Here is a 21,821-nt window from a genome sequence, read left to right on the forward strand (position 1 = left end):
CTTATCTTTGTCAAAATTAATAATTCTTATGTCAACTGAAGAGAAATCATTGAATTTTATAGAACAAATCATAGAACAAGATTTAAAAAATGGTTTGTCAAAAGATAAATTACGTTTTCGTTTTCCACCTGAACCTAATGGTTATTTACACATTGGTCATGCCAGTGCTATTTGTTTAAATTTTGGTTTGGGAATAGATTATAATGCACCTGTTAACCTTCGTTTTGATGATACAAATCCTTCTAAAGAAGAACAAGAATTTGTAGATGCTATTAAGCGCGATGTTGAATGGTTAGGATATAATTGGGATAATGAATGTTATGCATCTGATTATTTCCAACAATTATATGATTGGGCTGTTGAATTAATCAAAAAAGGTAAAGCCTATGTTGATAGTCAATCCTCTGAAGATATGGCTGTTCAAAAAGGTACGCCTACTACTCCTGGTACAGATTCTCCTTATCGTAATCGCTCTATAGAAGAAAATTTAGATTTATTTGAACGTATGAAAAAGGGTGAGTTTGAAAAAGGAACTCACGTTTTACGTGCTAAAATATCAATGAATGCGAATAACATGTTAATGCGTGATCCTATTATGTATCGTATTATGCATGCACATCACCACCGTACCGGTAATGATTGGTGCATTTATCCAATGTACGACTGGGCGCATGGAGAAAGTGATTATTTAGAACAAGTTTCGCACTCTTTCTGTACACTTGAATTTTTACCACACCGTGAATTATACGATTGGTTTTTAAACCAAATTTACGATGAAACTAAAGTACGTCCAAAACAACGTGAGTTTGCGCGTAGAAACTTGTCACATACTGTAGTTTCTAAGCGTAAGTTATTACAATTAGTTGAAGAAAATCATGTTACAGGATGGGATGATCCTCGTATGAGTACTATTTCTGGTATGAGAAGACGTGGAATTACAGCTACTGCTATTCGTAACTTTGCTAATACAATTGGTATTGCTAAACGTACCAATTTGATTGATGTTTCCTTATTGGATTTCTGTGTTCGTGAAGATTTAAATAAAGTAGCACCACGTGTTATGGCTGTTTTAAACCCTGTGAAATTGGTTATTACTAATTATCCAGAAGGTCAAGAAGAATGGTTAGAAGCTGAAAATAATCCAGAAGAAGAAGTAATGACTTACCGTCAATTACCTTTTTCTAAAGAATTATATATTGAAAGAGATGATTTCCAAGAAGAAGCACACAAGAAATTCTTCCGTTTGTCTTTAGGAACTGAAGTTCGTTTGAAAAATGCGTATATCATTAAAGGTGAATCAGTTGTAAAAGATGCTGAAGGTAATATTACCGAAATTCACTGTACGTATGATGTAGATTCTAAATCTGGAAGCGGTACAGAAGCTAGTAAGCGTAAAGTAAAAGGTACCATTCACTGGGTATCTACAGCGCATGCAGTTGAAGCAGAAGTTCGTGTTTATGATAGATTATTTACTCATGAAAACCCGGATGGTAATAAAGATGTAAATTTCAAAGAATATATTAATCCAAATTCACTTGAAGTAATTACAGGTTATGTAGAACCAAGTTTACAATCTTCAAAAGAATTGGATCATTTCCAATTTCAACGTTTGGGATATTTTTGTGTCGACAGAGATTCATCATCAGAAAAATTAGTTTTTAATAAAACTGTAGGTTTGAGAGACACTTGGACAAAAGTTGAATCAAAATAATATAATAGATTTTATATATAAAAGCCTCGATTTATAGAGGCTTTTATTATTATTAATTTTTACTATTATAAAATAGAATTATATAGTTAATTCTTATTAAAAATAGCTTTTATATTTTCGTTTTATTGTGTTTTTAAAATTAGGTAATATGATTTTAAAGGTGAGGATATAAAAGTGTCAGAAATAGCTTTATTTTAATTTTGACTTAAAATATATATATAAAATTATTTTTTTGACTTCATGATATTATATTTTAATAATTTCAAAAGTTTTTTTACAAAAAAACCACCAATTTATGATTGATGGTTTTAAAAAAGTTTTTTGTAAATTTTTTTTACTCTTCAGATTCATTTTCTTCAGTTCCTCCAAAAATATCTTTTTTACCAGTTCCTTTTCTTTTATTACTATTTGCTTTTTTCATAGCTTCACCAACTTGGTTACTTGCTGTAAAACTAGCTACCATATTATTTAACATTTCGCTACCAGCTTGTGGTGAGTTTGGTAATAAAATTAAGTTAGAATTAGTATCTGCACCAATAGCTTGAAGTGTATCATAATGTTGTGTAACAACAATTAAAGCAGAAGCTTCTTGAGAGTTAATCCCTACTCTATTTAGTACATCTACAGATTCTACTAATCCACGAGCAATTTCTCTACGTTGATCTGCAATACCTTGTCCTTGTAATCTTTTGCTTTCCGCCTCCGCTTTTGCTTTGGCAACAATTCTAATTCTTCCTGCTTCTGCTTCATATTCAGCAGCGGTTTTTTCTCTATCAGCAGCATTAATTCTATTCATAGCATTTTTAACTTGAATATCTGGATCAATATCAGTAATTAACGTATTAATAATATCATAACCGTAAGTAGACATTGCTTCGTTTAATTCACGTTTTACTGCAACAGCAATATCATCTTTACGTTCAAAAACGTCATCTAATTTTAATTTTGGAACTTCAGCACGAACAACATCAAATACATATGATGTAATTTGATCGTGAGGATATTCTAATTTATAAAAAGCTTCGTATACTTTTTCTTGTAACACTTTAAACTGTACCGAAACTTTTAGTTTAACAAATACGTTGTCTTTTGTTTTGGTTTCAATAATTACATCTAATTGTTGTATTCTAAGATTTACTTTTCCAGCAATTCTATCTACTACAGGAATTTTTAATTGTAAACCTGATGTACGTGTACTTGCATATTTACCAAAGCGTTCAATAATAGCAGCCGTTTGTTGTTTTACTGTAAAAAATGAACTTAAAAAAAGAAATAATCCTAGTACTAGGAGAATAATAAAAAATGATGGCATGAGTTAATTAATTAATTGGTTATAGTTATTATACGCTTTTTATCGAGAAAAGTTACATGATTTAATTAATAATATTATTTTTGAACATATTAAATAAAATATAATGAAAAAAGTTATCTGTTTATTAACCCTACTAGTTACTTTTTCAATTAATGCTCAATACGGAAGTAGAGATAGCAATAGAATTGGAATTTCTGGTGGAATAACTCAAATGAGTTTATTTTCTGATCAGTTTAATGCTAAACCTGAGACAGGTTGGATAGGAGGATTTTCTTTAAGAGGAAATTATTATAATGATTGGCAAATGGCTTTTGGTATGAATTTTACCGAAAGTAATTTTTCACTCCAATCCGTTTTAGATAAAGACATTAACTATAAGATGTCTGCTGTTCAAATTTATCTTACCGGTAGTTATATGATTATTGAAAATCACTTAACTTTTGAAATTGGTCCAGTACTTCAAATTAATGGTAAACTGGCTATTGATGAAGAAGATGAATTAAAATTATTAAAAGATAGTCCTCTTCTTACAGCAAAGGATATTACCGATATTACTAAAATTAACGGAAATATTTATGCAGGAATTACAGCAGGAATTAAAAATGTACGATTACATGTTTCTTATCAGTATGGAGTAAATAATTTTATGAATAATCTAAATAAAAGTGATGAATTAAAACTTTTAAATGGAAATGAAAAGTTTAAAGCTAATTATGGTATTCTTAGTGGTATGATTACTTTTTATTTGTAGAATAAGGTGTTTTTATAAAAGAAAACCCAGCAATCTGCTGGGTTTTTTCTTTATTATAAAGTTCCAATCGCTTTTTCAATTCTCTTGATTGTTTCTTCCTTTCCAATCATTTCTATAATATCAAACAAATGAGGTCCTTTTAAAGCTCCTACAAGACTTAATCGAAGCGGTTGCATTACTTTCCCCATTCCTATTCCATTTTGAGTCATCCATTCTTTTAAAAGTGTTTCAATGTTAATTGAAGTAAAATCTTCTATTTTATTTAATTCAACTATTACTTTTTGCATTAATTCTGGTGTTTCTTCTTTCCAGTTTTTCGATGCTTTCTCATCATAAGATGTTGGTGCTTCAAAAAAGTAATCAGATAAATCATATAATTCGGTAACGAAATTAGCACGCTCTTTTACTAATGAAACAATCTTAATTAAATCTAGTGAAGTTGAAATAGCTCTTCTATCTAATTCAATTTTAAATAATTCAGCTAAATTCTCATTATTCTGTTTTTGTAAATATTGATGATTAAACCATTTATTTTTATCTGGATCAAACTTCGCTCCTGCTTTATGAATTCGACTTAAATCAAATTTTTGAATTAATTCTTCTAATGAAAAGATTTCTTGTTCAGTTCCATCATTCCAACCTAATAAAGCTAAAAAGTTAACAACTGCTTCTGGGAAAAAACCATTTTCTCTATAACCCATTGATGTTGTTTCTGCTGTTTTCCATTCTAAAGGAAATACTGGAAAGCCCATTTTATCTCCATCACGTTTTGATAATTTACCATTTCCTATAGGTTTTAAAATTAATGGTAAATGAGCAAATTCTGGAGCTTCCCAATTGAAAGCTTGGTATAATAAATAATGTAATGGTAAGCTTGGTAACCATTCTTCACCACGAATTACATGAGAAGTTTCCATTAAATGATCATCTACAATATTTGCTAAATGATAAGTTGGCATTCCATCGCTTTTAAACAATACTTTATCATCTAAAAGATTAGTATCAAACTTAACTGTTCCACGAATAATATCATTAATTTCTAATGTTTCATTTACTGGAGTTTTAAAACGAATTACATAATGTTCTCCATTCGCAATACGTTTTTCAGTTTCTTCTATTGAAAGTACAAGTGAAGTATCTAAATTTTCTCTTACAGTATGATTGTAAATAAATGTCTTTTTTTCTTCTTCAGCTAGTTTTCTTAATTCATCTAATTTTTCACTTGAATCAAATGCATAATATGCCCAACCTGATTTTATTAATTGATCAGCATATTGTTTATATATTGCCTTTCTCTCACTTTGACGATATGGCCCAAATTTTTCATTTTTGTTTATTGTCTCATCTGGAGAAATCCCTAACCATTCTAATGCTTCAAAAATATAAGCTTCTGCTTCTGCAACAAAACGTGTTTGATCAGTGTCTTCAATTCTTATATAAAAAGTTCCACCATGTTTTTTAGCAAATAAATAATTAAATAAAGCAGTTCTAACACCACCAATGTGTAAAGGTCCTGTAGGACTTGGAGCAAATCGTACTCTAACTGGTTTTGACATTTCTGTAAAATTAAATTTTAAATTGTAAGTAACACTCAACTTATTAAAGTTGTTTGAGCAAAGATACAATACCAATTTTTAAGATTGAATTTTAATTTAATTATAAGCTTTATTTTATTTTGAAATAATATTAACATTAAGCGAATTAAAAATTAGTAAATTTATCGGTTATAAATACAAGACATATTGGAAGCAAAATCAATTATTTACAGTAAGCTAGAATTGTTTATAAAGAAATTCTATATAAATGAACTAATAAAAGGAAGTATTCTTTTTATAGGTTTAGGATTATTATATTTTATTTTAACATTACTTATAGAACATTTTCTTTGGTTGTCAATCATAGGAAGAACTATACTTTTTTGGTTGTTTATTGCTGTTGAATTATTTTTATTAATTCGATTTATTTTGTTTCCAATTTTTAAATTGTTCAAATTAAAAAAGGGAATAGACTATAAAGAAGCTTCTTCAATTATTGGTAATCATTTTATTGAAGTGAAAGACACACTTTTAAATTTTTTACAACTTTCATCTTACAATAAAAGTTCAGAATTATTGATGGCTTCTATTGAACAGAAATCAAATAATTTAAAACCTATTCCTTTCACAAACGCTATTTCTTTTTCTAGCAATAAAAAATTTCTTCCTTATTTGATTTTGCCTGTTTTGTTTTTAGTATTGTTTTTTATTTCTGGTAATTCTAATATTATTTCAAATAGTCTCAATAGAGTTGTTCACTTTCAAACAGTTTACACTCCTCCTGCTCCATTCTATTTTTCACTTTTAAATAAAGATTTAACTACTCAGCAAAATAAAGATTTTGTTTTAAATATTAAATCTGTTGGTTCTGTTATTCCTGAAAACGCAAGCATTATAATTGGTGATGAAGAGTATTTTTTAGAAAATAAAGGAAATGGTAATTTTAACTATACATTTAAAAATGTTTTGAGTTCTACCAATTTTTATATAAAATCTAATGCTGTTACTTCTAAAGAATATTCTTTAAAAGTTATTGATGTTCCAACTATTTCAAATTTTCAAATGGTTCTTCAATATCCTTCATATTTGAAAAAGAATTCTGAAATATTACAAGGTTCAGGTAATGCTATTGTACCTGAAGGAACTATTATTAATTGGAAAATTAATGCAAAGTCTACTTCAAATATTGATTTTATGTATAACAATAAGAAATCATCTTTTGTATTGAAGGAAGATTTTTTCACATATTCTTTAAAGATTAAAAATGAATTAGATTATCAAGTTATTACTTCAAATAGTAATGTGGCTAATTTTGAAAAGTTGAATTACCAAGTCTCAATTATTAAGGATCAATTCCCAATAATTAGTGCTCAATTTGCACCAGATAGTTTAAAGGTTGAGGGTAAAATTATTATTGGTCAAGTTTCAGATGACTATGGATTATCTAAACTTCAAGTAGTATACTATGATAAGAAAAATCCTAATGTTCTTAAAAAGTTTCTTTTATCAATTAAAAATGAAGCAGTAGATCAATTTATATACTCTTTTCCATCTGGAATTAAATTAGAGGAAGGAATTAATTATGAATATTACTTTGAAGTATTTGATAATGATGCTGTTAATAATTTTAAAAGTGCAAAATCGACAGTTTTTAAGCATTATGAACTTACAACGGATCAAAAAGAAGATAAATTATTTAAAGAACAAAATGAAAACATAAATAGTTTAGAAAAATCATTAAAAAATCAAGATAAGCAAATATCAGAGCTTGATAAACTTCAAAAATTAAATAAAGAAAAAACAAATTTAGATTTTAAAGATCAAAAGAAGGTAGAAGATTTTATTAATCGTCAAAAAGAACAAGACGAAATGATGAAAGAGTTTACTAAAAAACTATCTGATAATTTGGAAAAATTTAATCCAAATGAACTTGATAAAAATAAAGAAGAATTATTAAGAAGATTAGATGAAGCTGAAAAGCAGTCAAAGGAAAATGAAGAATTACTAAAAGAATTAGAAAAGCTTTCTGATAAATTAGAGAAAGATAAACTTTTTGATAAAGCAGATAAATTAAAACAAAATAGTAAATCTCAAACTAAAAATTTAGAACAATTAGTTGAACTTACTAAGCGTTTTTATGTTGAAAAGAAGGCTGAGCAAATAGCTGAAAAATTAAATGATCTTGGTAAAAAAGAAGAAAAATTATCTAATGAAAAGGATAATAATTTAGATAAACAAAAAGAACTGACTAAAGAATTTGAAAATATTAAGAAAGAATTAGAAGAACTTAATAAAGATAATGATGAATTAAAATCTCCTATGGATATTCCGAATGATAAAAATGAACAACAGGATATTCAGAATGATTTAAATAAGTCGGAAGAAAATTTAGAAAAAGGAAATAAAGAGAATGCAAAAAGTAAGCAAAAATCAGCAGCTCAAAAAATGAAAGAAATGAGTCAGAAAATGGCTTCATCAATGGCAAGTAGTAGTGGCGAACAAATGGAAGAAGATGCTAAACTACTTCGACAAATATTAGATAATTTGCTTTCATTTTCTTTTGATGAAGAAGACCTATTAGTTCAAACAAAAAAAGTAAATAGTAAATCATTACAATTTAATAAGATTCTTAAAGAGCAACAAGATTTAAAAAATCAGTTTAAACATATTGATGATAGCTTATTTGCAATCTCTCTTAGAAACCCTATGATTACCGAAACCATTTTAAACGAAGTTGGAGAAATACATTATAACTTAGATAAATCACTGTCTTTTTTATCTGAAAATGTAATTTATAAAGGAGCTTCTCATCAACAGTATGTGCTTTCTTCAGCAAATAAGCTAGCAGATTTCTTGAGTAATGTTAGAAATGATATGCAAATGCAAAGTAGTAGTGGTTCTGGAAAACCAAAAAAAGGACAAGGTAAAGGAATGCAATTGCCAGATATTATTAAACAACAAGAAGGTCTAGGTGATAAAATGAAAGATGGAATGAAGGATGGAAAAAAGCCAGGAGAAAAGTCTGGTGATAAGCCAGGAGATAAAAATGGTAAAAAGGAAGGACAAGGTAGTAAACCAAATGGTAGTTCAGGACAAGGTTTTAATGGAGATAATGGTAGTGAAGGCGATGCAGGAAAGATATTAGAAATAATTAAAGAACAACAACAATTACGAGATGCATTACAAAAAGCTTTAGAAAAAGAAGGAATGTCTGGTTTTGGTCAGAACGCATTGAATCAAATGAAAGACATAGAAAAACAATTAATAAATAAAGGATTTAATAATCAAACATTGAGTAAGATGTTAAATTTAAAACATGAATTACTTAAATTAGAAAATGCAATTCAACAACAAGGAGAAGATAATAAAAGAAAATCTAAAACAAATAATGAAGAATTTAATGGTTCTTCAGAAGTACTATCTAAAGAATTTAAAGATTATTTAAATAGTATTGAAATATTAAACAGACAAAGTTTACCTTTGCAGCCCAATTATAATCAGAAGGTTCAAAAATACTTTAAGACAAATGATTAATTTTAATTATGAAACCGACTTTGTTTTAGAAAACGAGTCTCTTTATGAAGGATGGATTAACAAAGTTATTGTCTCTGAAAACAAATTATTAGGAGAGTTAAACTATGTTTTTTGTGATGATGATTATCTCCATAAGATTAATGTGGAATATTTAAATCATGATACATTAACAGATATTATCAGTTTTGATTATACAGAAGGTAATATTATTAGTGGAGATGTTTTTGTTTCTATTGAAAGAGTAAAAGATAATGCTACAGATTTTAATGTTAGTTTTGCTGATGAATTAAAAAGAGTTATGATTCATGGTATATTACACTATTGTGGATATAAAGACAAAACTAGTAATGAAGCTAGTATTATGAGAAAAAAAGAAGAAGAAAAAATATTATTGTTCCACGTGGAACAATAATATTTTTTTAAAATTAATTTAAATGTTTCACGTGGAACAATGAGTTTATTTCAAAAAAAATACGATGTAGTTGTTGTTGGTGGTGGCCATGCTGGTTGTGAAGCTGCTGCTGCTGCTGCAAACATGGGTTGTTCAACTTTGTTAGTAACTATGAGTCTTCAAAACATTGCGCAAATGTCTTGTAATCCTGCTATGGGAGGAATTGCAAAAGGACAAATTGTAAGAGAAATTGATGCACTTGGTGGTTATTCAGGAATTGTATCTGATAAAACAGCAATTCAATTTAAGATGTTGAACAAATCAAAAGGTCCTGCAATGTGGTCGCCACGTGTGCAAAGTGATCGAATGCGTTTTGCAGAAGAATGGCGTTTAATGTTAGAAGAAACTCCAAATCTTGATTTTTATCAAGAAATGGTTTCAGGAATTCTTTCAGAAAACGGAAAGTTGATAGGAGTTAAAACGTCGCTTGGAATCGAAATAAAAGCGAAGACAGTAATCCTAACGAATGGAACTTTTCTTAATGGATTAATTCATATTGGTGATAAACAATTTGGAGGGGGTCGTGCAGGAGAAAGTGCTTCGTTTGGAATTACAGAAGATTTATTAAAGCTAGGTTTTGAATCTGGAAGAATGAAAACAGGAACACCACCACGAGTTGATGGACGTTCATTAGATTATTCCAAAATGATTGAACAACCAGGAGATGTTGTTCCAGATAAATTTTCTTATTCAAACATAACAAAACCATTGTCAGTTCAACGTTCATGTTGGATGACATATACTTCAAATGATGTTCATGATATTCTTAGAGAAGGATTTGATAGAAGTCCAATGTTTAACGGAAGAATAAAAAGTATAGGACCTAGATATTGTCCATCTATTGAAGATAAAATTAATCGTTTTGCAGATAAAGAAAGACATCAATTATTTGTTGAGCCTGAAGGATGGAAAACGGTTGAAGTATATGTGAATGGATTTTCTACATCTCTTCCAGAAGATGTACAATTTAAAGCAATGAAAACAGTTGCTGGATTTGAAAACGTGAAGTTTTTTAGAGCAGGATATGCTATCGAATATGACTACTTCCCTCCTACTCAATTAAAACATACACTAGAAACAAAATTAGTTGATGGGTTGTATTTTGCTGGGCAAATTAATGGAACTACAGGTTATGAAGAAGCGGCTTCTCAAGGATTGATGGCAGGAATAAATGCTGCATTAAAAGTTCAAGAAAGAGAACCATTTATTTTAAAACGTAATGAAGCTTATATAGGTGTTCTTATAGATGATTTAATTACAAAAGGAACAGAAGAACCATATAGAATGTTTACTTCTCGTGCAGAATATAGAACTTTATTAAGACAAGATAATGCAGATATTAGATTAACACCTAAAGGATATGAAATAGGTTTAGCGAAAGAAGAACGGTTAATTCGAATGGAAGAAAAATTTAGTAAATCTGAAGCAATGGTAAATTTTTTCAGAGAAACAAGTTTAAAACCAGATGAAGCAAATGTTATTTTAGAGGAAAAAGGATCTAGTCCAATGTCTCAACCCGATAAAATGTTTAAAGTGTTTTCTAGACCTCAAATTGATTTAGTGGATATTTTAAAATTTGAAAAGGTAAAGCAATATGTAAGCGATCATGATTTGGATAATGAAATAATTGAACAAGCCGAAATTCAAGTTAAATATTCTGGATATATCGAAAAAGAAAAAAATCATGCTGATAAACTAAATCGTTTAGAAGATGCAATTATTCCAGATAATTTCGATTTTAATAAAATTAAATCAATTTCAATTGAAGCAAAACAAAAATTAAATAAGATTCGTCCTAAAACAATTGCACAAGCTTCAAGAATTAGTGGTGTTTCACCAAGTGATATTTCTGTATTGTTAATTTATATGGGACGTTAATTGTAAAAGTAATAGAATAAATCTATTTTTAAAAATGTTTCACGTGAAACAACTTTGTTAAGTCCTATCAAATCTAGTATTGTAGTTTTATAATGAATTTTAAAAAAGAAAATACATATAGTGTTGTGAAAGATTTTTCCGTTTCGGGAGAATCTTTTTCATTGTTATTAAATGATGAATATCAAATTTTAAAAACAGATCCTCAGCCATCTCTTGATAAACTTCCCTCCTATTATGAAAGTGAAGATTATATTTCTCATACTGATGGTTCTCGAACATTATTTGAAAAAGTATATCAAGGAGTAAAAAGAAATGCAATACGTAAAAAAGTGGCATTACTTTCAAAATTCAGTCAGAAAGGAAGTGTTTTAGATATTGGTGCAGGAACGGGTGATTTTTTAACAGAAGCAAAAAATAAAGGTTGGAACGTAACAGGAATTGAACCCAATGCAAAAGCAAAACAAATTGCAATTTCAAAAGGAGTGACTTTTTCGGAAACATTAGAAGTTTTAGAAAGCCATTCTTTTGATGTAATTACAATGTGGCATGTTTTAGAACATGTACCCGATTTGGAATTTCAACTGTCAGAATTAAAAAGATTGTTAAAACCAAATGGAACCATAATAATTGCTGTGCCAAACTTTAAATCGTATGACGCTAAAAAGTATAAAGTATTTTGGGCAGCTTATGATGTGCCAAGACATTTATGGCATTTTTCAAAAACAAGTATTGAAAAACTTTTTCAAAATAAAAATATGAAACTAATAAAAGTAAAACCAATGTGGTTTGATAGTTTTTATGTTTCACTTTTATCTGAAAAAAATAAAAACGGAAAAATGAATGTGATAAGGGGATTTTTCTATGGATTTATTTCAAATATTTATGGAATGGTAAAAAAAGAGTTTTCATCCCATATTTACATCATAAAAAACAAGTAAAAATCATTTTAAAGCAATTTTAAAGCTTTTTTATAGATTAAATAACAAATCATATCTAAAAAAAGAGTTTTTTAATTTAAACACCCTTAAAATAATCGAAGTTTTATAAATAAATTTTATATTTTTGTCGCAGAACGATAAAATTTACTTATAACTTTAAAACAAGCATTATTTGCTACTTAAAAGGGATTTACTATTTTTACCAAAAATTATATAAAAACATAAAAAGCAATAATAATAAAAATTAAAAATGAAAAAAGCCTTATTGATTTTAGGAGTAACCTTTGCACTATTTTCTTGTAACAAAACGGAAGATAAAAAAGACAATTTTAAAACTGCTTATATAGATACTGTTAAACTTCTAAAAGATTATGACAAGTATAAAGATGAGGAAGAAAAGTTTAAAGTAAAATCTCAAGAATTAGGTAGACCATTAGAAGCTAAATTACAAGCTTTTCAAACAGAGGCAGCAGGTTTTCAAAGAAATGCTCAAATTAAAGGAATGGCTTGGGCTCAACAAAAAGGAGCTGAATTACAACAAAGAGAACAGCAATTGTCTATGGAGCAAGAAGCATTCTTAAGACAAATTCAAGTTGAAAGTGATAGTATTCGTAATTCAATTGTAACTGGATTAAAAGATTATATTAAAGAATACGGTAAAAAAGAAGGATACGATTATATTTATGGAACTGGAGATGCTCAAACTATTTTGTTTGCTAAAGAGCCTTATGACATTACTGATACAGTTTTAAAGAAGTTAAATGAAGAATTTACTTCAAAAAATGGTAGTAAAGCAAAAAAAGAAGATACTGAAGAAGTAAAAGAAGATAAAAAATAATTATTTATTTTTAAATTAAAAAGCCTCTATTTTAGAGGCTTTTTTTATTGATTTTCATTTCTTTATATTTGTATTTTAAATTATTTGCCAAATGGAATTTTTATCTGCTGAAGCATCATACACTCTACGATTTATTAATCAGACAAATAAATCTGTTTTTCTAACAGGAAAAGCTGGAACAGGAAAAACAACACTTCTTAAAGAAATTATTGCTACAACACATAAAAACACAGTTGTTGTTGCTCCTACAGGAATTGCTGCTCTAAATGCTGGTGGTGTTACTATTCATTCTATGTTTCAATTACCTTTTGCAGCCTTTCTTCCAGATAATAAAGATGTTGCAAATTTTTCAGGAGGAATAAAGTTTGAAAGCCGAATATCATTAGCAAGACATTTTAAAATGAACAATACTAAACGTTCCGTTATTAGAAATATGGAATTGCTTATTATTGATGAAGTGTCAATGTTAAGAGCAGATGTACTTGATGCTATGGACTTTATGATGAAAAGAGTAAGACGAAATGAGCAACCTTTTGGAGGTGTTCAAGTTTTATTTATTGGAGATTTACTTCAATTACCACCAGTAGTAAAAAATGAAGAATGGCAGTTGTTAAAAAACTATTACAATGGAATGTTCTTTTTTCATTCGCATATTATTCAACAATATCCACCATTATATATTGAACTAGATATTATTTTTAGGCAAAAAGATTCTGAATTTATAGATGTATTAAACAATCTTCGTCAGAATAAAATTACAAAAAATGATATTGATCTTTTAAATCAATTTGTTCAACCTGAGTTTGATCTTAAAAATAACAAAGGATACGTTACACTTACTACTCATAATGTAAAAGCAAATACTATTAATCAGGAATCTTTATTAGAATTAAAGGGAAAAACATATTCATATTTGCCAAATATAGTAGGTGAGTTTCCTGATAAAATTTTTCCATTAGATGAAAAATTAGAATTAAAAGTAGGAGCTCAAGTTATGTTTATTAAAAACGATTTAAATTTTGATAAACAATATTTTAACGGAAAAATGGGTGTAATACATTCATTATCAGATAATGAGATATTAGTTCATTTTCCAGAAGAAAGTAAAACTATTGAAGTAGAACGATATGAATGGCAAAACATTCGTTTTAAAATAAATGAAAACACAAAAGAAGTTGAAGAAGAGGTAATAGGAACTTTTGTCCACTACCCTATTAAATTAGCTTGGGCAATAACAGTTCATAAAAGTCAAGGCTTAACTTTTGATAAAGCAGCACTCGATGTATCGCAGGTTTTTGCTCCAGGACAGGCTTATGTAGCACTTTCTAGATTACGTTCCTTAAAAGGGCTTATTTTATTGTCTCCAATACGAATGAATGGTATTTCTAGCGATGAAGGCGTTTTAAATTATTCTGAAAACAAAGCTACAGATGTAATTCTAGAAGAATCGTTAGTAAAAGAAACAAAAAATTTCTTATTACAAACGTTACTTAAGTATTTTGATTTCAAAGAATTAATACAAGAATGGCGCAATCATTTTTATAGTTATAAAGCTGAAGCTCCAAAATCACCAAAATCATTACATTCAAAATGGGCAAAATTGCAATATGACAAAATGGTAGAATTAGAAATTCCCTCAGGAAAATTCATGTCGCAACTTTATAAAATATTTTCCGAAAATGAAATTGATTTCGATTTTGTTTATGAACGATGTAATGCTGCATATAATTATTTTTTTAAAACAATAGATGTAATTGCAGAAGACTTGTTATTAAAAATTGAAGAAGTAAAACGAATAAAAAAAGTAAAAGGATTTTATGATGAATTATTAGTTTTAGAAGAGCTTCATATTTCAGCAGTTTTACAATTAAAGAAAGCTATTCAGTTGGCAAAAATCACACTTGAAGGAAAAGAAATTTCAAAAGAAAATTTAGTTTCTCAAGACATGCAAGTTTATAAAATTAATAAGTTAGTAACTGTAGCAGAACGATTTAGAAATGAATTTGCCACTTTAGTTGAAGAAAACGAAGAAGTGTCATATTATGGAAAAACAAAGAAGAAAAAATCCAAAGAACCAAAGAAATCTACTATTGAAGAAACTTTGGAACTTTGGAAGGAAAATCTTTCTATTTATGAAATTGCAAAAAAGCGTAAATTAACACCAGAAACTATTTATAACCATTTTACTAAACTAGTTCAAATGGAAATAGTAGAATTGTCAGATATTTTATCTCATGAAAAAATTAAAGACTTAGAAAAAGCCTTTAAAAAGTATGATGGTGAAAGTTTAGGAGAACTTAAATCACTTCATGGAGATGTATTTTCTTGGAACGAATTAAGATTATATCGTGCAACTTTAAAAGTATAATTTAGCTTAAAATATATACAGCCATTATTGCAGGAACAAAATAAATAACAATAGTTCTAGCTCCATCATAATCTTTAGCTATTCGTTGACCAAATAAAAGAAATATTAATGTTAAGCAAGATAAAATAGCGCCATAATAGGCTACTTGACTAGATGTTTTTGTAAACAACTCAATTATTCCTGAAACACATAAAACACCAGAAAAAATTTCTAATATTAATATAGTAAATAATGCTAGTGGTACTTGTTTTGCTAATATAGTTTCAGAGAAATGTCCTTTTAACCAAGATACATTTCCTTTCCAATCTTTTATTTTATCATATCCAGATTGAAGAAAAGTTACACTTAGTAACAAAAGTAATAAAATAGGAGCTGCTTGTGTCATATGATTATTTTTTATGAATTAAACGGGTTAGTTTTATAGATAAATCAGTTAGAATAATTTTACTGTTACCATTTCTTTCAATATGATAAATAGCATTTTCTAATTCTTTAAATATATCATTAATATTACTTCCATCAACAAATGGAGAAAATTTTTCTAAATTAAAATTACTTTCAGTTGGTTCAAAATAAACCAAATTATTTGCTTTATAATTACTCAACAATGCTTGTCTAAAAAAATGAATACAATATTGTAAAAATTGTTTTTGAACTTCTCTTCCTAAACCAGCAATAGTTTCACTCCAACTTATTAAGTCTTGTATAGCTGAAGCATTTCCTTTTGCTTTAAAAGCACTCCTAACCCATTGAATAAACCAACTTTCAAAAGGATAATCATCAGCGTCTTTTTTAAAAAGATGTAAAGCTTTGTTATAATTTCCTTCACTTTGGTAAGCTATTTTTAATGCTTCATTTTCTTCACAATTTTCTCTATTTATTAGCGCTTCAGAAATAGTTGCTTCACTTAAACCCATGAAATCAATTACTTGACATCTTGATAAAATAGTTTGCAAAACATCATCTAATGATTCAGTAATTAAAATAAAAATTGTTTTAGCAGGTGGCTCTTCTAAAAGTTTAAGTAACTTATTTGAAGAAGCGTTATTCATTTTTTCAGCCATCCAAATAATCATTACTTTATAACCACCTTCATAAGCTTTTAATGATAAGGCTTTATTAATTTCTGTAGCCTCATCCACTCCTATTTGACCTTGCTTGTTTTGAATACCAATGTATTTGTACCAATCAAATAAACCACCATAAGGATTTTCTTTTAAAAAAAATCGCCATTGAATCAAGAAGTTAGCACTGACTGGGCGTGATTTAATTTGATCATTTGTTGCAACTGGAAAAACAAAATGTAAATCAGGATGAGAATAATTCTCAAACTTTAAATTACAACTTTGATTACCAGTATTATTCTCTCCTTCTGAATTAGAACACAAGATATATTGTGAATAAGCAATGGCCATTGGTAGTGTTCCTGATCCTTCTGGACCAACAAATAGCTGAGCATGAGGAATTCTCCCTGCTGCAACACTTTTTATAAAGTGATTTTTAATATGATATTGACCTAATACATCTTTTAAAAGCATGAACAAATATACAATTCTAAATCTATTTAGATATAATCAAAATTTATAAATTCGATAGTCATTGGTATAGATAATAATTAATATATTAGAAATCAATTATTCAGTTGTTAATGGCATTATAGAAAAACTGTAATAGCGTTTTTTAATGTTAAAATTGTATAATTGGAGTAAAAAAAATTGTAACTTTATAAAAATATGATTTGATGATTATCTAGTTTTTTTGCACTTTATCTGTCAGTATTTTTAACTGATTAAAGTGAATTGTTAAATTTTTCGTTGTTTTTCGTTATAAAATGTAGAGAAATAATTAATAAGAAAATATGCGTTTGTTTTTTTGGCATAATAATTGATTAAGCATAATAAATCGATATATTGATCAAAAAATTAATAATTTGCAGACTAATTATAAAATTAAAATTTATAATAAAAAAAGTTTTTTTAAGAATTTTATCAACATTTATATTAAAAAGTTTTGTTAAAACATTTTATTATTTATATTTGTAATTGGTTTGCCTATTTACTGAAAATTAACAAATTTTATTATGAGAAAATTTTACGTATGCATTATTGCATTATTTATGCTATCCTCAATTGATGCGTTAGCACAGAAAGATCAAAAAGTTGTTATAGATATCAGAGGTATTGGTTCATACCATGATAAAAAAGAGTTAGAATCTATGACAAAAGGGCAATTGATGCCATTGTATTTAGAAAGGGTTAAAATTTTGTTTAGTGTTATTCAATATTTTGGCGTTACAAATAAATCTGGAGTAACATTTACGGATTTAGGTATACCTGCTTCTAAAGACAATGTTAAAGCATTAGAAACTGAAGTGCAAAATAGAGAAGCCTTTTTAAATAGTAATGCTCAATTTTTAACAGGTATATTACCATATTCAGACACAAGTAATATAATTAAAGCAATTTTGTTTTATGAAGAAGTATTAAAACTTGTTCATACAATACAAGTTGAATAAGGTTGAATAAATAAAAAATAAAAGTTATGAAAAAAACTATCATATTAATTGTATTAATCCTTTTTGGGTTTACTTTACAAGCTCAACAAGATGATTGGGGAATTGTAGGTAGAAGTAATTGGTTAAACGGATGGTCTTCTTTCAACCCTGTTGGTAAAGAGTATCCACAAACTACAAAAATATTAACAGGAAATATATCTTCAGATTTGACATTAACAAATCTTGAAACATATAATTTGGTTGGTGAAGTATATGTTACCAATAATGCAAAATTAACAATTGAACCAGGTACAATAATTAGAGCTAGTTCAAGTGAGTATAGTGCAATAATCATAACTAAAGGTTCTAAATTAATTGCAGAAGGACAGGTTGTAAATCCTATAGTATTTACTTCTGATAAACCAACTAACGAGCGTAAGCCTGGTGATTGGGGAGGAATATTTATTTTAGGAGGAGCACCAATAAATACGTATGGTAATGTAGCAAGGATTGAAAGTGAAATACCAAGTAATTTTAGAGTTGGTGGTGGTGAACTTTCTACTGACAGTTCAGGATCTATTAAAAATGTTAGAATTGAATTTGCAGGAAGAGGAAAAGATAGATATGAAACATATGATGCGTTAACTCTTGTAGGTGTAGGATCAGGAACTATATTAGAATCTATCCAAGTAAGCTTATCTAGCGGAAATTCATATAAGTTTATAGGTGGAAATCCAAAAGCGACTAAATTAGTTTCTTTTAGATCTAAAAGTAGTGATTTTAATTTTACACAAGGAACAATTGCTAATATTGAAAATGGACTAGCTTTAAGAAATCCATTTTTCTCATCTAGTACAAATTTTAGAGGTGTAACAGTTAAACCTTTTGACAATAAAGACATGACTGATTTAACAAAGCCTGCCACTAATGTAAGTTTAAATAACTTCACAATAGTTAATGAAGTTGATGGTCAATCAGCAACTCAAGGTCTTATTAAAGAAGCTATTTATGTAAATAAAGATTGCTTGTTTACTTTCAAAAATAGTATAGTTTCAGGTTTTGATTCTGCTTTATTATTAAATGAAAACATTGAAGTTTCAGATCCTAATTTGACAAAAATAAAATTGCAACGAGTATTTATAAATAACTGTAAGAAAAATATAGTTTCTGAAATTGGTGGAATTACTAATGATGATTTAGAATCTTATTATGCTCAACCAAGTTTTGCAAATAGATATTCTAAAACTAAATCAGAGGATTTATTTGTTGATGCAAATAATCAAAGAACACCAGATTTTAGGCTTAAGATTGGAAGTATAAATTAAAATACATAAGAAATATTTTTAACTGTTAATATTATAAATACCTTTATAATATTAACAGTTTGATTGTTATATAATTATTATTCTAAGATTGTTTAATTTTTAAAAGATATTATGTTGAGTAAAATATTAAAGAGCTTAATTTTATTATTTGTTTTTTTTTCACCTGAAATAGAGGCTAAAGAAAAAAATCCAATATCTACTAATGAAGCATTCAATGTTGTCATTTCTAAGCCTATTTTTAATTTTACGTTTTTATGTCAAAGCTCTTCTATAAATACAAATCATACCCTAACCTTTAGTGTAACACCAGTAGGAAATCTTCAGTCAAACAATGTGTTTACTTTAGAAATGTCAGATGATGATTTTTCTTCTAATATTGTTCAATTAAGTGCTACAACGACAAATGGCTCATCTCCAAGTGAGTTTGTCATGAATTTTACCTTACCAAATACAACTTACGGTACAGGTTATAAATTAAGAGTAAAAAGTTCTGCACCAGCAGCTACAAGTGTTAGATCTAATCCTTTTGATGCCTATTTTATGATTCACAATCAAGGAATTAAACTAAATAGTGCTACAGGTATAGATTCTGAAGTTGCATATTGTGCTGGATCTAGTTTTAACCTTTTTATTTTTGATTCTGGAGATGCATCTTCTCCCCTATTCTATCCTAATTTAACATATACTTGGAAAAAGAAAGTAGGATCAAGTGATGTTGTTGTAGGAACAGGCACATCATTATCTGTAAATTCACCAGGACAATATTTTGTAGAAACTAATTATGGAGTATGTACACCATCATCCTTGTCAAAATCAATACTTGTAACTGTTACAGAGTCAAGTGCAAATTCAATAATAATATTTACTGCAACAAATACTAATGAAGTATGTGAATCCGTTGGGGAATTATTAACTTTAAATATATCTAATAGTTCTATATATACTATCAAATGGTTTTTAGATGATGATTTAATAGATGGAGCTACTTCAAACACTTATAATGCAGTCTCTGGAGGTACTTATAAAGCTACTGTAGATAACGGATCTTGTGTTACTACTTCAAATACATATACATTAACATCAGACACATTTAGTGCAACAATTGATGTGAATTCTCCATACCAGTTATCTTTAGGAGAATCTTTTCTAGTAACAGTGACAACAGATGCAAATGCACCATCATTTCAATGGTACTTTAATGATAATTTATTATCTGAAACATCAAATGTTTTAAATATTAGTCAAACAGGTGAATTTAAAGTATTAGTTACACAAACAACAGGATGTGTTTCAACAAAAGAATTAATTCTTATCGTTATAGAGCCAAGTGTAGATGAAATCCCTAATCTAATAAGCCCAAATGGAGATGGTTTTAATGATAAATTTAAAGTCCCATTTGAATTAACTAGCTCTAATAATTTAAATTTAGAAATATATACTTCCTCTGGAAAGCAAATTTTTATTACAGATAATTACCAAAATAACTGGCCAGAGAATACTGAAGAAATTTTTCAATCAAAATCATTCTTTTATTTTAAACTAACTAAAGAAAATCAATTAATAAAAGAAGGAATCTTAACTATCATCAAATAAACTTAAACCAACCATTGAAAAAAATACACTTAGGGATAATTTTATGTATGCTTTTTTCTGTAACTTTTTCACAAGAAAATGCTTACTCCTCTTTCGATGTTACATTAAATAATTCAATTAAATTGAATCGGTTTCTTATTAACCCTGCTTTTAGTTATTCTAGGGAAGTAGCTCCTTCTCTAAATTTAGCAAATAAAAGACAATGGGTAAAATTTGAGGATTCACCCGTTTTATACTTACTAAACTATCAGGGGAGATTAAGTAATGAGTCTCGTTTTGCTATAGGAGTATATTCTCAATCTATAGGTTTATTGAAAAATAATGGAGGTGTAATAAATTATGCTTACAATGTTCCTATGCAAAATGAAACCAATTTAACATTTGGTATTAATGCATATTTTTCAAGTAGTAATTTTGATATTAATAGAGTCATTACAGAATCTCCTGAACCACTTTTAATAAATCAAGGCGCAACCGCTTTTGTAAATATAAAACCAGGAATAAATTTAAACATAAATAATTTTGATATAGGAATTTCTGCAAACAATATAGTTTCTTATAATTTAAGCACTAGTGAATCAGTACAAGATAATAATTCAGCTACTTTTTCTGGACATTTAATGTATACAAAGGAACTTAGTAGTTATTATAATATTTTGGACGGAAGTAATTTCTCTGGAATGCTTCAAGTTGAAAATAGAAAGGATGGTACAGGTATATCTGGGAGTTTTTTATTAGATCAAGAAGAATTAGGTTGGTTAGAAGCAGGTTATAATACTTTTAGAGGAGCAAATGCAGGAATTGGAGTTGCTATTTCTAAAAAGTTTTTAATAGGATATTCTTATAATTTATCAATTAATAATTCTTTATTTTTTGGTTCAAGTCATGAGTTTTCTTTATCATATAAGTTTACGAATTATAATGATTCTTATAATTTTAGGAAACGAGCACAAAAATTAAGAGATAAAAAAGCAGCAAAACAGCCTGTTTCTACTCCAAAAAATAATTCTGGAGAAGATAGGTTAGCAAAAGAAGCAGCTAGAAAAGAAAAAATAGAACAAAATAGGTTAGCTAGAGAAGAGGCTATAAAAGC

General features: G+C 28.0%; 16 protein-coding genes. 12 read left to right on the forward strand and 4 right to left on the reverse strand.

Translation table 11 applies throughout. The annotated features are described in order from the left end of the window. Window positions 1-28 precede the first annotated feature (28 nt). Complete coding sequence (locus tag SY27_RS11450) at window positions 29-1,711, forward strand: glutamine--tRNA ligase/YqeY domain fusion protein (RefSeq protein WP_045970407.1); 1,683 nt, start codon at window positions 29-31, stop codon at window positions 1,709-1,711. A 334-nt stretch (window positions 1,712-2,045) separates the two neighbouring features. On the opposite strand, the gene SY27_RS11455 is transcribed toward SY27_RS11450, so the two are convergent. Next, window positions 2,046-3,023, reverse strand: coding sequence for an SPFH domain-containing protein (locus tag SY27_RS11455; RefSeq protein WP_045970409.1), 978 nt, complete (start codon window positions 3,021-3,023; stop codon window positions 2,046-2,048). Window positions 3,024-3,126: 103 nt separating this feature from the next. Between SY27_RS11455 and SY27_RS11460 the strand changes: the two genes are divergently transcribed. Continuing rightward, a complete protein-coding gene (locus SY27_RS11460; RefSeq protein ID WP_045970411.1) occupies window positions 3,127-3,774 on the forward strand; it encodes a hypothetical protein in 648 nt (215 codons plus the stop codon). Between the two features lie 53 nt (window positions 3,775-3,827). Here SY27_RS11460 and gltX read toward each other — a convergent pair whose 3' ends face one another. Continuing rightward, window positions 3,828-5,330: a glutamate--tRNA ligase gene (gene gltX / locus SY27_RS11465; protein WP_045971102.1), complete on the reverse strand. Its 1,503-nt coding sequence runs from the start codon at window positions 5,328-5,330 to the stop codon at window positions 3,828-3,830. A 186-nt stretch (window positions 5,331-5,516) separates the two neighbouring features. Between gltX and SY27_RS11470 the strand changes: the two genes are divergently transcribed. The 6 genes from SY27_RS11470 (at window position 5,517) to SY27_RS11495 (ending at window position 15,316) form a co-directional block, all read left to right on the forward strand. Continuing rightward, window positions 5,517-8,843, forward strand: a complete 3,327-nt coding sequence (locus tag SY27_RS11470; protein ID WP_045970413.1) for a glutamyl-tRNA synthetase — start codon at window positions 5,517-5,519, stop codon at window positions 8,841-8,843. Beyond that, window positions 8,836-9,255, forward strand: coding sequence for an rRNA maturation RNase YbeY (gene ybeY / locus SY27_RS11475; protein WP_045970415.1), 420 nt, complete (start codon window positions 8,836-8,838; stop codon window positions 9,253-9,255). The genes SY27_RS11470 and ybeY overlap by 8 nt, the downstream gene beginning before the upstream one ends. A 39-nt stretch (window positions 9,256-9,294) precedes the next feature. Next, window positions 9,295-11,172 (forward strand): tRNA uridine-5-carboxymethylaminomethyl(34) synthesis enzyme MnmG, encoded by a 1,878-nt coding sequence (mnmG, locus tag SY27_RS11480; RefSeq protein ID WP_045970417.1) that lies wholly within the window; start codon window positions 9,295-9,297, stop codon window positions 11,170-11,172. Between the two features lie 92 nt (window positions 11,173-11,264). Beyond that, entirely contained in the window at window positions 11,265-12,110 is an 846-nt protein-coding gene (locus tag SY27_RS11485; RefSeq protein WP_045970419.1) for a bifunctional 2-polyprenyl-6-hydroxyphenol methylase/3-demethylubiquinol 3-O-methyltransferase UbiG, read from the forward strand. Window positions 12,111-12,360: 250 nt separating this feature from the next. After that, complete coding sequence (locus SY27_RS11490; protein ID WP_045970420.1) at window positions 12,361-12,948, forward strand: OmpH family outer membrane protein; 588 nt, start codon at window positions 12,361-12,363, stop codon at window positions 12,946-12,948. 91 nt (window positions 12,949-13,039) lie between these two features. Next, a complete protein-coding gene (locus tag SY27_RS11495) occupies window positions 13,040-15,316 on the forward strand; it encodes a helix-turn-helix domain-containing protein (protein WP_045970422.1) in 2,277 nt (758 codons plus the stop codon). Between the two features lies 1 nt (window position 15,317). Here SY27_RS11495 and SY27_RS11500 read toward each other — a convergent pair whose 3' ends face one another. Both SY27_RS11500 and SY27_RS11505 read right to left on the reverse strand, forming a co-directional pair. Further along, window positions 15,318-15,701 carry a hypothetical protein gene (locus SY27_RS11500; RefSeq protein WP_045970424.1) on the reverse strand — a complete coding sequence of 128 codons (384 nt, stop codon included), beginning with the start codon at window positions 15,699-15,701 and terminating at the stop codon, window positions 15,318-15,320. A 4-nt stretch (window positions 15,702-15,705) separates the two neighbouring features. After that, window positions 15,706-16,854 carry a DNA polymerase III subunit delta' gene (locus SY27_RS11505; protein ID WP_045970426.1) on the reverse strand — a complete coding sequence of 383 codons (1,149 nt, stop codon included), beginning with the start codon at window positions 16,852-16,854 and terminating at the stop codon, window positions 15,706-15,708. Window positions 16,855-17,396: 542 nt separating this feature from the next. Between SY27_RS11505 and SY27_RS11510 the strand changes: the two genes are divergently transcribed. From SY27_RS11510 to SY27_RS11525, 4 genes are all read left to right on the forward strand, one after another. Continuing rightward, window positions 17,397-17,831 (forward strand): hypothetical protein, encoded by a 435-nt coding sequence (locus SY27_RS11510; protein WP_045970428.1) that lies wholly within the window; start codon window positions 17,397-17,399, stop codon window positions 17,829-17,831. Window positions 17,832-17,857: 26 nt separating this feature from the next. Continuing rightward, a complete protein-coding gene (locus SY27_RS11515; protein WP_045970430.1) occupies window positions 17,858-19,135 on the forward strand; it encodes a hypothetical protein in 1,278 nt (425 codons plus the stop codon). Window positions 19,136-19,246: 111 nt separating this feature from the next. Beyond that, the gene (locus SY27_RS11520; RefSeq protein ID WP_052705304.1) at window positions 19,247-20,728 is read left to right on the forward strand and encodes a gliding motility-associated C-terminal domain-containing protein; all 1,482 of its coding nucleotides are present in this window, start codon (window positions 19,247-19,249) and stop codon (window positions 20,726-20,728) included. Window positions 20,729-20,742: 14 nt separating this feature from the next. After that, a partial coding sequence (locus SY27_RS11525) for a PorP/SprF family type IX secretion system membrane protein (protein WP_161794151.1) occupies window positions 20,743-21,821 on the forward strand: 1,079 nt, incomplete at its 3' end.

It is taken from the genome of Flavobacterium sp. 316 (genome assembly GCF_000967805.1).
Classification (GTDB): Bacteria; Bacteroidota; Bacteroidia; order Flavobacteriales; family Flavobacteriaceae; genus Flavobacterium; species Flavobacterium sediminilitoris.